The following is a 12,782-nucleotide window of genomic DNA, read 5'->3' as shown; positions in this document are numbered from 1 at the left end:
ATCTGTCTCTTTCTCTTCTAACCCGGAATCACCCAGCCGCCCCGGATGGCGAGCCGCGCTTGCGCCCCTTCCTCCAGCCGCGCCGGATCGGGCAGGTCGAAATGCAGGTCTATATCCCGCCGCTCCAGCGGGAAAGCCTCGATGCGCGAACCGCCACCGCGATAGATCGCGCGCTTGACGCGGATGGCGATGCCGTCGGCCTCGACGATTTCCAGATCGTCCGCGCGGACGCACACTTTCGCCGCCTCGCGCGGCATCTCGTCTGCCCCGCAGCGCAGCACCACCTCCTGCCCCAGCACCCGCGCCCGGCAGGCTCCATCCCGCGCTTCTGTCAGAACGTCTGCGGGCAGCACCATGCCCTGCGCGATGAAGGCGGCGACCATTTCATTTGCCGGTTCCTCATAGAGAGCGCGCGGCGTGGCGAACTGCATGAGCTTGCCATGGTCGAGCACGGCGATCCGGTCGGCCAGCGCCATCGCCTCCGCCTGGTCGTGCGTGATGTAGACGATGGTGGTTCCCGTGCGCTTGTGGAACGCCGCGAACTCGTCCTCCATCGCCGCGCGCAAATGCACGTCGAGATTGGCGAGCGGCTCGTCGAACAGCACCAGCGACGGCGCGGCGACGAGGCAACGGGCCAGCGCCACGCGCTGCCTCTGCCCCCCCGAAAGATTGGCCGGGCGGCGGTCGCCGAAGCCAGTGAGATTGACGAGCGCCAGCGCCTCCGCGACCCGCCGCTCCCGCGTCGCCCTGTCAACCTTCGCCACCCGCAGGCTGTAGCCGACATTCTCCGCGACCGTCATATGCGGCCACAGCGCGTAGTTCTGGAAAACGATGCCCACCTTGCGTTTCTCGGGCGGCACGTTGACGCCGCCGCCCGCCATCACCTTGCCGCCGATGATTATCTTGCCTTCGTCCGGCTGCTCGAAACCCGCCACCATGCGCAGCAGCGTGGTCTTGCCGCAGCCCGAAGGCCCCAGCACCGCGACGAACTCGCCATCGACAACATCGAGGGAGACATCGCGCAAGGCGGTGAAATCGTTGAAGCGCTTGGTGATGCCGCCGATCTTCAATCCCGCCATGGCAGAACTCCGCTGGGAAGATGCCGCGCGAACAGATTGGTCGCGAGCATCAGGATAAAGGTAATGGCGACGACCAGCACCGAGATGGCCGCCGCATAGGAAGAATCCCCGCCCTGCTCGAAGGAGAAGATCACCACGCCAATGGTTTCCGACCCCGAGGCCCAGAGCAGCGCCGAAACGGTGAGTTCCGAAAACGCCGTCATGAAGATGAGCACGCCGCCCGCAAGCGTCGCAGGCGCGACGAGCGGGAAGATGATGGTGCGCATCCGCCGCAGCAGCCCCGCGCCCGCCACTTGCGCCGCCTCCTCCAGCGCCCGGTCGATCTGATGCAGCCCGCTGACGGTGGGCCTGAGCGCCAGCACCAGGAAGCGCGCGAGATAGGCGTAGAGGATAATCCACACGGTGTTGTAGATGTGCAGGCCAATCACCGGCACCGGCTTCAGGAACAGAAGCAGCGCCGCGATCGCGAGCACCACGCCCGGCAGCGCATAAGGCAGTTCCGCCGCAAGGTTGAGCAGCTTCGTCCACCAGCGCTCCCGCCAGGTGATGAGATAGCCGAGCGGCACCGCAAGCACCACCGCGAAGAGCGCGGCGGCCAGCGACAGGCCGAAGCTGTTGGCAAAGGCGCGGGCCGCCGCCCCATGCTCGAAAAGCACGAAACGGAAATTGGCCAGCGTCGCGGTCTTCAAGCTGAGCGGCACGCCATAGGCCGGCACCAGCGCGGTCAGCAAAAGCCCGAGAAGCGGCAGGACCAGGACCAAAAGAATGAGCAGCGCCAGTCCTGCTTCAACTGCGATCCGCCAACGCCCGAGCGAAAAGGGCTGCGCCGGGAGTGACGTGGAGACGATGCGATAATCGCGGCGGCGCGCGGCGTAATCCTGCGCCACGATACCGCCCATTGCAATGATGCCGATGAGCATGGAGAGCACCGCCACTTCCGACAATACGGAAGGCCCCGCCCCGGCAAGCCGCTGATAGATCAGCGTCGGCAGGACGAGATAATTCGCGGGGATGCCAAGAAAGGCGGGAATACCAAAATTGCCGACGCAGGAGACGAAGGCGAGCGCCGTCGCCCCGATGATCGAAGGCGTCATCAGCGGCAGGATGATCGTGCGAAGCACCGTCCATTTGCCCGCGCCGCTGCTTAAGGCCGCCTCGATCAGTTCGCGCGGCAATTTGCGAAGGCCCGCTCGCACGATCAGGAATACCAGCGGCGCATATTGCACGCCGAGCAACAGGATGATGCCGCCGGTCGAATAGAGCGGGTTGCGGCTGCCGAGCGGCGGCGCAAGCCCGATGATTTTCAAAAGGGGGCTCGCCGGACCGAACAATTGCAGCCACGCCAGCGCGGTCACCTGCGGCGCGATGAGCAATGGCGCGACGAAGAGCAGGATGAACACCCCGCGAAAACGGATATCGGTAAGACTGACGACAAGCGCCACCGCCGTACCCAGCACAACCGCCAGAAGTGTGCCGCCCACGCCCACCTGCAACGAATGCCACGTCGCGGTCCATGTGGCGGAGCTGGACAATGCCGATTGCAGCGCCGCGGTGGAAAGCCGTCCTTGCGGGGCGATGATCTCCACGCCAAGCCGCATCATCGGCAGGATCGACAGCGCCGCGACGATTACGGCGACCGTAGCGATCAGGGCGGCATCGGGGTGGCGGGTGGAGGTGTTGGTGCTGGAAAAATTCATGTTGCGATCAATACCCCCCTCTGCCCTGCCGGGCATCTCCCCCACAAGGGGGGAGATCGGCTATCAGATCGGCTTTCGCCAATCGCCAACGTTGCAGAATAAAGTGCCGTCATCGATGCAGGCTAATCTCCCCCCTTGTGGGGGAGATGCCCGGCAGGGCAGAGGGGGGTGCCTGAAACGCGATTCGGTTTAAGTAATTACCCCCCAAACATCTCCGAAAACCGCTTCTTATCCGCGTCCGTCTCCCCGAGCACTTTCTGCACATCGATCGGCATGATCTTCACATTCACGCCCTCAGGCAGCCAGGCGGGGCGGCCTACGGAGGCCTTGGCGGGGAGATAGCCCTGCTCTAGCGCCAGTTTCTGGCCCTCGTCGGAGAGGATGAAATCGACGAACTTCTCCGCGCCGGCCACATTCTTCGCCGTCGCCATGATCGCCACCGGTTCGGTCACGGCGGGGACGCCCTCGGACGGGAATACGAACTCGACCGGCGAGCCCTTGGCCTTGGCGTTGAGCGCCATGAAATCGACGAGAACGCCATAGGGCTTCTCGCCGCTCGCGACCGATTTCAGCACCGCGCCATTGCCGCGCACGCTGACGAGCTCATTTGCCTTCAGCTTCTCGAAATAATCCCAGCCAAGGTCGGGATTGAGCACGAAGCCCGAAAGGAGATAAGCCGCCGCGCCTGAATAAAGCGGGCTCGGCATCACGATCTGGCCCTTATATTCCGGCTTCGCCAGGTCTGCCCAATGCTGCGGCTTTTCCTTGGCGGCGGAATTATAGGCAATGCCCGTCGTGATCAGCTTCGAGCCGAAATAGGTCTTGTCCGGATCATAGGCGTCGGCAGGAAAGCCGGTCACATCGGCCTTTTCATAGGCGCGCAGGCGCTTGTCTTTCTTCAGCGCTTCCATCGACACCGCGTCGGCGATGAGCAGCACGTCCGGCTGCGGCGCGCCCGCCGCAAACTCGGCGGCAAGCTTGCTCAGGATGTCGCTCGTGCCGGAGCGGTAGATCTGGACCTCGGTGCCCGGATTGGCCTTGCGGAACGCCTCGACAGTCTTCGCGGCATCGGCTTCGGGCTGCGAGGTATAGAGCGTCAGCGTATCGGCGTGGGCGAAGCCAAGCGACGCGGCGAGGATGAGGGAACCGGCGAACATTCCCTTGAGAGTGGCCTTCATTTTCATTTGTCACCTCTGAAGCACATATGATCGGAAGACCGCTTAAGCGCAATGCGCTTCAGATATATGACAGTTCAGCTCAACATCTCCGCCGCTCGCATGATCAGAACAAATGCGCGATCTGGGAGCCCGCCTCGTAATAGGCTTCGCGCAAGCCGCGGAAACTCTGCTCCTGCGGGTCGGTGATCGGCAGCGGCAAGTCAGCTTCGTGGAGCTCGCCGCTGATATGCCGCGCCAGCACCTGTCCGAACACCGTGCCCGGCGCGATGCCGCGGCCATTATAGCCGCTGAAGCCGATGACGCTGCGCGCGAGGCGATGGAATTTCGGCAGGGAGTCGGCGGTCATGCCGATCTTGCCATACCACTCCGCCTCGAACTCCACCTCGCCAATCTGCGGGAAGATGCGCTTCACCGCCCGCTTCGCCCAGGCGCGGTGCACCGCTTTCCCCGTGCCGCGCAGCGCGCCTACACTGCCCACCACCAGCCGGCCTTGCGCATCGAAGCGGAAGGAGGAAAGTACCTCCTTCGTGTCCCACGCCCCCTGTCGCTCCGGCAGGATGGTCGCGCGAACGTTTTCAGACAACGGCCTGGTGGCGAAGTTGAAGTAGGGTAGATGCACCAGTTCCGCCCTCACCTGGCTCCATGGCGCCTTGGTGTAGGCATTGCTGGCGACCACGATCCAATCCGCCGTTACCGCGCCCTGGGGCGTCGTCACCCGCCAGCGCGTCCCCTGCTCCCCGGCGGAGACAACCGGGCTGCCAGTAAAGACCCGCGCCCCCGCAGCGATGGCCGCCCGGGCGAGGCCCCGCACATAGGCGAGCGGCTGAATGGTCCCGGCGCGCAAGTCGAGCAGCGAGGCGGCATAGGCGCTGGAGCCGACCTTCCGCGCCGTCTCGCCGGCATCCAGCAGCCGCACCGGCGCGCCGCGTTTCGCCCATTGCCCGGCCCGCTGTTCGAGTTCCTTAACCCCCGCCGCGCCCACGCCGCAATGAAGCGTACCGGCGCGTACGGCCTCGCATTCAATGCCGTGTTTCGCGATCAGCTCGAAGACGAGATCAGGCGCATTGCCCAGAAGCTGGAGCAGCCGCCCGCCATACTCCGCGCCCAGCACGCCGGGCAGATCGTCAGGCATCACCCACATGCCTGCATTGACGAGGCCGACATTGCGCCCCGAGCCGCCGAAGCCGATTTCGACCGCCTCGAGCACCGCCACCGTCACGCCCCTCTCGGCCAGATGCAGCGCCGCCGACAGTCCCGTGAACCCGCCGCCGACGATGACCACATCCGCCGCAAGCTCGCCTTTCAGGGTTTCCGTCTGCGGCGCGGCGGGCGCTGTCTTTTCCCAGAGACCATGAGAGCGGGGATCGTTGAGCATTGGGTTCGCTTTCAGTAACGCAGGTACGTCCTGTTGTCTTACCGGGATGGCGCGAGGGAAGAAACGCTATTTGCGCAGGAGATTATGCTTGGCTGGAATGAACCAGCGCGCTGTAATCGCTCTTGCCCACCTGCCCCGATATCCAGTCGCAGAAGGTCTGGGTCAGTGGGTTTTCGTGCTTCCCCTCCGGCACGACGAGGTAATAATCGTTTTCCGTCCTGAGGGGCTGGTCGAACACGATGGCAAGGCGTTTCTCACGCAGTTCCTGCTCGATGAGATAAAGCGGCAGCAGCGCGAAGCCCAGCCCTGCCAGCGCCGCCTCGATCACCATGGAGAACTGGTCGAAGCGATGGCCGCGATAGGCCGACCGCGCCTCGACGCCGCAGCTCTCGAACCATTGCGCCCAGATCTTGGGCCGGGTGGCGAGATGAAGCAGCGGCTCGCTCTCCAGCGATTGCGCCCCTTCGACCGGATGGCGCGCGAGCAGGTCCGGGCTTGCCACCGGCGCGATCACCTCGCTGCACAGATAACGGCAGGTGGCGTGCGCCCATACCGGCTGGCCATAGTGGATGGCGAGGTCGAAGGGCTGCTCCTCGAAATCGAAGGGCGCCGAGCGCGAGGCGACATTGAGCGCCACGCCGGGATGAGCATCGACGAAATCCGGCAGGCGCGGCATCAGCCAGCGGCTGCCGAAGGTCGGCAGGGTGGCGATGGAGAGCGACGAGGTGGATTCCGCCGACGCCATGGCGCGTAGCATCGTGTCCTCGGTCTGGGTCAGCAGCCGCCGCACCTCCGGCAGGAATTTGCGCCCGGCGTCGGAGAGCAATATGCGCTGGCGCACGCGCTCGAACAGGAGCACGCCCAGCTGGCCTTCGAGATCCTTGATCTGGCGGCTCACCGCGCTCTGTGTCAGGTTCAGCTCATGCGCCGCCTGCGTGAAGCTCCCATGCCGCGCCGCGCATTCGAAGGCCTGCAGCGTCGCGATGTCAGGGATGAGCCTGCGGCTAAGTTTCATTCCCGCCTCGCATCAACATAGTCGAATCCATCGCCATCCTGCCTCAAAAAACCCGGATATGATCCGCTTTCTGCATAACATAACATGCATAATGCGAGGCGTTCGACGATGAAAGAAGAGAGTTTCGTTTCAGCAGACGATATCCGCTCAGCCTTCTCCGCGGCCATGTCGGCCATGTACCGCAAGGAAGTGCCCGCCTATGGCACGCTGCTCGATCTGGTGGCGGAGGTCAACAAGGCGACACTCGACGCCGAGCCGCATCTGCGCGAGCGGCTGGAACTGACGGATTCGCTCGACCGTATTTCCGAGGAGCGCCATGGCGCCATCCGCCTCGGCACGGCGGAAGAGCTTGGCATTATGCGCCGCGTCTTCGCCGTGATGGGCATGTTCCCGGTCGGCTATTATGATTTGAGCTCCGCCGGTGTTCCCGTGCACTCCACCGCCTTCCGCCCCATCGGCGACGCGGCGCTGAAGCGCAATCCCTTCCGCGTCTTCACCTCGCTCCTGCGGCTGGATCTCATCGCCGATGAATACTTGCGCAGCGAGGCCGAGCACATCCTCGCCCAGCGCCACATCTTCACGCCCCGCGCGGTGGAGCTGGTGGAGAAGGCCGAGGCTGAGGGCGGGCTTGACCGGAAGGATGCCGACGAATTCGTAGCTGAAGTGCTCGAAACCTTCCGCTGGCATGACAAGGCCAATGTCAGCGCCGAGCTTTATCGCCGTCTGCACGACGCCCACCGCCTCATCGCCGATGTGGTGTCGTTCAAAGGGCCACACATCAACCATCTCACCCCGCGCACCCTGGACATCGACGCCGTGCAGCGGCTGATGCCGGAGCGTGGCATCGCGCCGAAAGCGGTTGTCGAAGGGCCTCCTACACGCGCGTGCCCGATCCTGCTGCGCCAAACCTCATTCAAGGCGCTGGAGGAGCAGGTCTCCTTCATCAGTGAGGACGGCACGTGGAAGCCAGGCTCGCATACCGCCCGCTTCGGCGAGATCGAGCAGCGCGGCATCGCATTGACGCCGAAGGGCCGCGCGCTCTACGACCAATTGCTGGACGAAACCCGCGCCCGAATCCGTCCCGCGCCCGATGGTTCCAACGCCGTTGAATATGAAAAGGCGCTTGGCGAAGTCTTCCGCGCCTTCCCCGATGATTGGGCGGAAATCCGCGCTCAAGGCCTCGGCTATTTCGCCTATTCGGTTGCCTCCGACGCGGCAAAGAAATCACTGCCCGGGACGGACGATCTCGAAGCCCTTATCGCTGCGGGCGCGGTCTGCTTCGATCCGATCACCTATGAGGACTTCCTCCCCGTCAGCGCCGCCGGTATATTCCAGTCCAATCTCGGTGACGATGAAGTCAAGGAATTCGTCGAAAGCCCCAACCAGAAGCGGTTCGAAAGCGACCTGGGCGCAAGCGTGCTCAACGAATTCGAGCACTATGCCCGCATCGAGCGCGACTCCATCGAGGCGGCGCTAAGAGCGTTGAAGGCGGTCGAGACGGCGGAGTAGGTTTGGACAGCGCGGTATCACCCCCCTCTGCCCTGCCGGGCATCCCCCCCCAAGGGGGAGATTGGCCTGCACCGGTGACGGTGCGTTACCTGCAACGTTGGCGATTGGCGAAAGCGGAACTGACATCCAATCTCCCCCCTTGTGGGGGAGATGGCCGGCAGGCCAGAGGGGGGTGTCGGCGCAAAAGTAAAAACATCAGAAGCAAAAATCCGAAGGAACAGCCCATGGACACCCCCACCCCTAAAACCGACGTAAAGCGTGAGACGGCGGCGCTGCTGGAGAAGCTCGGCGTAAACCCCGCCGCCTATACCGGCGGAACCCTCGCCTCCTTCACGCCGGTCACCGGCGAGCAGATCGCAAGCGTCAAAACCCATTCTGCAGCTGACGCGCAGGAGATCATCGACAAGGCCGATGAAGCCTTCCGCCAATGGCGTCTCATCCCCGCGCCGAAGCGCGGCGAGCTGGTACGCCTGTTCGGCGAGGAACTGCGCCAGTTCAAGAGCGAGCTCGGCCGGCTCGTTTCCATCGAGGCGGGCAAGATCCCGTCCGAGGGGCTGGGCGAAGTGCAGGAGATGATCGACATCTGCGATTTCGCAGTCGGCCTGTCGCGTCAGCTTTACGGCCTCACCATCGCCACCGAGCGCCCCGGCCATCGCATGATGGAAACCTGGCATCCGCTGGGCGTGGTCGGAATCATCTCCGCCTTTAATTTCCCCGTTGCCGTCTGGTCGTGGAACGCCGCGCTGGCGCTCGTCTGCGGTGACGCGGTGGTCTGGAAGCCCTCGGAAAAAACGCCGTTGACGGCGCTTGCCTGCGATGCGCTCTTCGCCCGCGCTATGAAGCGTTTCGGCGACGCGCCGGAAGGCCTCTCGCAGCTTCTCCTCGGCGACCGCGCCATCGGCGAGGTTCTGGTGGATCATCCCAAGGTGCCGCTCGTCTCCGCCACCGGCTCCACCCGCATGGGCCGCGAGGTCGGGCCGCGCCTGGCGAAACGTTTCGCCCGCTCGATCCTGGAACTCGGCGGCAACAATGCCGGCATCGTCTGCCCCTCCGCCGACCTCGACATGGCCTTGCGCGCCATCGCCTTCGGCGCCATGGGCACGGCAGGCCAGCGCTGCACCACGCTGCGCCGCCTCTTCGTGCATGAGAGCGTCTATGACGCGCTGGTCCCACGCCTGAAGAAGGCCTATGCTAGCGTCTCGGTCGGAAGCCCGCTCGAAACCTCCGCGCTGGTCGGCCCGCTGATCGACAAGGCGGCCTTCGACAATATGAGACACGCCTTGAAAGAAGCAACTCACCATGGCGGCAGCATCACCGGCGGTGAGCGCGTCGATACAGGCCACGCCAACGCCTACTATGTGAAGCCTGCCTTGGTGGAGATGCCGAAGCAAGTCGGCCCCGTGCTGGAAGAAACCTTCGCGCCGATCCTCTATGTCATGAAATACAGCGATTTCGACGAAGCGCTGCGCGAGCACAATGCGGTGGGCGCGGGCCTCTCCTCCTCGATCTTTACGCTGAACCTGCGCGAAGCCGAACGCTTCCTCAGCGCCGATGGCTCGGACTGCGGCATCGCCAACGTCAATATCGGCACCTCGGGCGCGGAAATCGGCGGCGCATTCGGCGGCGAGAAGGAAACCGGCGGCGGCCGCGAATCCGGCTCCGACGCCTGGAAAGCCTATATGCGCCGTGCCACCAACACGGTGAATTACTCCACCGCCCTGCCCCTGGCGCAAGGCGTGTCATTCGACATCGAGTAGTCGAAGCCATTTCTCACCCGGCCTGCCACGCGGGCCGGGTGCTGATAAGAAAAGGCGCGTCGTCCTGCCGTCATTCTCGGGCTTGTCCCGAGAATCTGCCATAAGAAAAAGATAAGCGATTGCCGCCGTTCTGACAGATTAGGCCACGGTAGATTCTCGGGACAAGCCCGAGAATGACGCGAGAGGTGAAGGAAAAATGGTGCCCCTGGCCGGGATCGAACCAGCACTCCTTGCGGAACTCGATTTTGAGTCGAGCGCGTCTACCAATTCCGCCACAGGGGCCCGGACGCGAATAGCGTCGGATGCGCCGGACTATAATTAGAAGTGCCTTCCCGTCAACAGGAGATCGCAATAAGCCGCATGAATGTTTCGCGGGTGGCAATTGCCTGACGCGGCGTTAAGCTCTAGACAAACTGGACCGAACCCGAACATCAGGACCGCCGATGCTGCGCAGGCTTTACGACTGGACCCTCTCGCTCGCTGCCAGAAAATCCGCCGAATGGTGGCTCGCCTTCATCGCCTTTATCGAAAGCTCCGTCTTCCTCGTGCCGGCGGATGTGCTGTTCCTGCCCATGGCCTTGGCGAAGCCTGAGCGCGCCTATCGCTATGCGCTCGTCGCCACCGTCGCCTCCGTCCTGGGCGGCATCGCCGGCTGGTATCTGGGCTACCATGCTTATGAGACGGTGGCAAAGCCGGTACTGGAAATGTATGGCAAGCTCGACACGTTCGAGCAATTGCGCGGCACCACCAGCGCCGATGCCATCCTGTTGATGCTGATCACCTCCGGCTTCGCCCATCTGCCGCCGATCAAGGTAGTGACGATCCTCTCCGGCGCGGCCGGCATTAATATCTGGCTGTTCATCGTCTCCGCCATTGTCGCCCGTGGCGCGCGCTTCTTCCTCCTCGCCTGGCTGCTGCGGCGCTATGGCGAGCCGATCCGCGAATTCATCGAGAAGCGTCTGGGTCTTATTGCCGGCGCGGTATCGGTTGCCCTGATCCTGCTGTTTGTCGCGATCAAATATTTGCATTAGGAAATGCCACCATGTTCTCGCTTCTAGCCCCCGCCGGACGCACCCAAACCCTCGCAGCCGCCTTCCTGGCGGTCGCCATGGCCGTCACCGTCGGCGGCGCGCTCGGCTTCGAGCATTGGGGCGGCTACATGCCATGCAAGCTCTGCCTGGAGGAGCGCACACCCTATTATATCGGCGCGCCGCTGATGCTCGTTGCAGCGCTCTCCGGCACCCTGAAATGGCCCGGATGGCTCACCCGCGGCCTTCTCCTCATCGGCGCATTGCTGATGAGCTACGGCCTCGCGCTCGCGATCTATCACTCCGGCGTGGAGTGGAAGTTCTGGCCGGGCCCGACCGATTGCTCGGCGGCGTCGATGTCGATCACCACCAATGCCGGAAATCTGCTGAGCGACATCAATTCAGTCCGCCCCCCCGCCTGCGACCAGGCGGCAGGACGGTTCCTGGGGCTTTCCTTCGCCGGATGGAACGCGGCGGCGAGCCTGATTTTGCTGGCGGTTGGGTTTTATGCGGCCTTCGCACGGGCGGGGAATCGCAGGTAACCGCTTGAGCCCTTCACCCTCGCCCTTCGAGGCTCGCTTCGCGAGCACCTCAGGATGAGGGTAAAGGGGCGTCGGCGCTTCATAATGAGAGTGAGCAGTGGCGACGCTTCAGTAGTCCCTCATGGTGAGGTGCGATTGGACCCTGAGGAGTGAGCGCAGCGAGCCCCGAAGGGGGAATGAGCCTCGAACCACGAGGGCGCTCGGCACCCAAACTCTACGGCTCCAGTTCCACATCCCAGTAAAGATAATCCAGCCAGCTTTCATGCAGGAAATTCGGCGGGAAAAGCCGGCCATTATTATGCAGATCGTGCACGGTCGGCGCGAAGGGTGTCTGGCGCGGCCACATCTTCGCCTCCGCCGGCATCATGCCGCCCTTGCGCAGATTACACGGCGAGCAGGCGGCCACGACATTTTCCCATGTCGTCTCGCCGCCATGCCGGCGCGGGATGACGTGGTCGAAGGTCAGGTCCTCATGCGTGCCGCAATACTGGCATTCGAAGCGGTCGCGCAGGAAGACGTTGAACCGTGTGAAGGCCGGGTTGCGCGAGGGCCGCACATAGCTTTTCAGGCACACCACGCTCGGCACGCGCATGGCAAAGGACGGCGACGACACCTCGTGATCGTATTCGGCCACGATATTCACGCGGTCAAGGAAGACCGCCTTGATCGCGTCCTGCCAGGACCAGAGCGACAAGGGATAATAGCTCAGCGGACGATAATCCGCATTTAATACCAGGGCAGGCAACGCCCCGGGCGAGACGGCTACCGTCACGGAATCACCCTCCTTTGGAGCGAAGTCCGGAAAAAGTGCGAAGCGGTTTTCCGGAACTTGCGTAAAAAGAATCCAACCAGCCGACGCTAATAATGTAAGCCTGAGGTGACACTAATGTGAAGCATAAATCGAGAACGAGGCCCTCAGGCCTATCAAATCCGCGTTTGACTACAGGAGAGGAGCGGCCTCTCGCCCGCGAATGACCGCGTAATAAGCCCAGAACAGACGCGCCGCCACCCCGCGCCAGGGCGACCAGATCTCGGCAAGGCCCCGCAAGGTTTTGACATCGGGACGCACTTCATGCCCGAAGGCATGGCTCACCGCAGCCTGCAAGGCCACATCGCCCGCCGGAAACACATCCGGATGCCCCGCCGAAAAGAGCAGGTAAACCTCCGCCGTCCATGGACCAATGCCTTTGATCTGGGTCATCGTCGCAATCGCCTCGTCAGCCGGATGGTCGCAAAGGCCGAGGAGATCAAGCTTTCCGTCCAGCACCGCCTGCGAGACATGGACGAGCGCCGCCTGCTTGGGCCGTGACAGCCCGGCAAGCCGCCATGCCTCCTCTCCCTGCCGCAGATAATTCGCGGGCGTCAGCGGATCGACATGCATCTTCAGCCTTGCCCAGATCGCCGCTGCGCTCGCAGTCGAAACCTGCTGCGCAACGATGATCGAGGCCAGGCTCTCGAACCCCGGCGCGGAACGGCGCAACGGTATGCCCTGAACCATCGCGCGGATGCGCACCAGCCTTTCATCCGCAGCCAGCAGCGCCCGAACGCCCTCTTCGATATCGTCAAGCGTATCGATGCGCCGCATTTGTTTCCTCTCAATCT

The 12,782-nt window shown here is 63.5% G+C and carries 11 protein-coding genes and 1 tRNA gene; 4 read left to right on the top strand and 8 right to left on the bottom strand.

Translation table 11 applies throughout. The annotated features are described in order from the left end of the window. Window positions 1-17: 17 nt before the first annotated feature. The 5 genes from IEX53_RS12990 to IEX53_RS12970 all read right to left on the bottom strand — a co-directional run bounded on the left by IEX53_RS12990 (window position 18) and on the right by IEX53_RS12970 (window position 6,344). Window positions 18-1,079, bottom strand: a complete 1,062-nt coding sequence (locus IEX53_RS12990) for an ABC transporter ATP-binding protein (protein ID WP_188824588.1) — start codon at window positions 1,077-1,079, stop codon at window positions 18-20. Continuing rightward, a complete protein-coding gene (locus IEX53_RS12985; protein WP_188824587.1) occupies window positions 1,067-2,776 on the bottom strand; it encodes an ABC transporter permease in 1,710 nt (569 codons plus the stop codon). The genes IEX53_RS12990 and IEX53_RS12985 overlap by 13 nt, the downstream gene beginning before the upstream one ends. A gap of 197 nt (window positions 2,777-2,973) precedes the next feature. Beyond that, on the bottom strand, window positions 2,974-3,954 hold the full coding sequence (locus IEX53_RS12980) for an ABC transporter substrate-binding protein (RefSeq protein ID WP_188824586.1): 981 nt from the start codon (window positions 3,952-3,954) through the stop codon (window positions 2,974-2,976). 103 nt (window positions 3,955-4,057) lie between these two features. After that, window positions 4,058-5,329 (bottom strand): NAD(P)/FAD-dependent oxidoreductase, encoded by a 1,272-nt coding sequence (locus IEX53_RS12975; protein ID WP_188824585.1) that lies wholly within the window; start codon window positions 5,327-5,329, stop codon window positions 4,058-4,060. An 82-nt stretch (window positions 5,330-5,411) separates the two neighbouring features. Next, on the bottom strand, window positions 5,412-6,344 hold the full coding sequence (locus tag IEX53_RS12970) for a LysR family transcriptional regulator (protein WP_188824584.1): 933 nt from the start codon (window positions 6,342-6,344) through the stop codon (window positions 5,412-5,414). 108 nt (window positions 6,345-6,452) lie between these two features. Here IEX53_RS12970 and hglS point away from each other — a divergent pair, with 108 nt between their 5' ends. Then, the gene (gene hglS / locus IEX53_RS12965; RefSeq protein ID WP_188824583.1) at window positions 6,453-7,853 is read left to right on the top strand and encodes a 2-oxoadipate dioxygenase/decarboxylase HglS; all 1,401 of its coding nucleotides are present in this window, start codon (window positions 6,453-6,455) and stop codon (window positions 7,851-7,853) included. Between the two features lie 224 nt (window positions 7,854-8,077). After that, window positions 8,078-9,610 (top strand): L-piperidine-6-carboxylate dehydrogenase, encoded by a 1,533-nt coding sequence (amaB, locus tag IEX53_RS12960; protein ID WP_188824582.1) that lies wholly within the window; start codon window positions 8,078-8,080, stop codon window positions 9,608-9,610. 197 nt (window positions 9,611-9,807) lie between these two features. On the opposite strand, the gene IEX53_RS12955 is transcribed toward amaB, so the two are convergent. Next, window positions 9,808-9,892: transfer RNA gene (locus tag IEX53_RS12955), tRNA-Leu, on the bottom strand. Window positions 9,893-10,053: 161 nt separating this feature from the next. On the opposite strand from IEX53_RS12955, the gene IEX53_RS12950 reads away from it, so the two are divergent. Beyond that, window positions 10,054-10,641, top strand: coding sequence for a YqaA family protein (locus IEX53_RS12950; RefSeq protein WP_188824581.1), 588 nt, complete (start codon window positions 10,054-10,056; stop codon window positions 10,639-10,641). 11 nt (window positions 10,642-10,652) lie between these two features. After that, window positions 10,653-11,180 carry a disulfide bond formation protein B gene (locus tag IEX53_RS12945; protein WP_188824580.1) on the top strand — a complete coding sequence of 176 codons (528 nt, stop codon included), beginning with the start codon at window positions 10,653-10,655 and terminating at the stop codon, window positions 11,178-11,180. 214 nt (window positions 11,181-11,394) lie between these two features. Here IEX53_RS12945 and IEX53_RS12940 read toward each other — a convergent pair whose 3' ends face one another. After that, window positions 11,395-11,952, bottom strand: a complete 558-nt coding sequence (locus tag IEX53_RS12940; RefSeq protein ID WP_188824579.1) for an HNH endonuclease — start codon at window positions 11,950-11,952, stop codon at window positions 11,395-11,397. Window positions 11,953-12,120: 168 nt separating this feature from the next. Further along, window positions 12,121-12,765: a DNA-3-methyladenine glycosylase family protein gene (locus tag IEX53_RS12935; protein ID WP_188824623.1), complete on the bottom strand. Its 645-nt coding sequence runs from the start codon at window positions 12,763-12,765 to the stop codon at window positions 12,121-12,123. Window positions 12,766-12,782 lie beyond the last annotated feature (17 nt).

This window comes from Paramesorhizobium endophyticum (assembly GCF_014640615.1).
Classification (GTDB): domain Bacteria; phylum Pseudomonadota; class Alphaproteobacteria; order Rhizobiales; family Rhizobiaceae; genus Paramesorhizobium; species Paramesorhizobium endophyticum.
The sequence above is the reverse complement of the archived record's forward strand: the minus strand, read 5'-3'. Positions and strand labels throughout refer to the sequence as shown.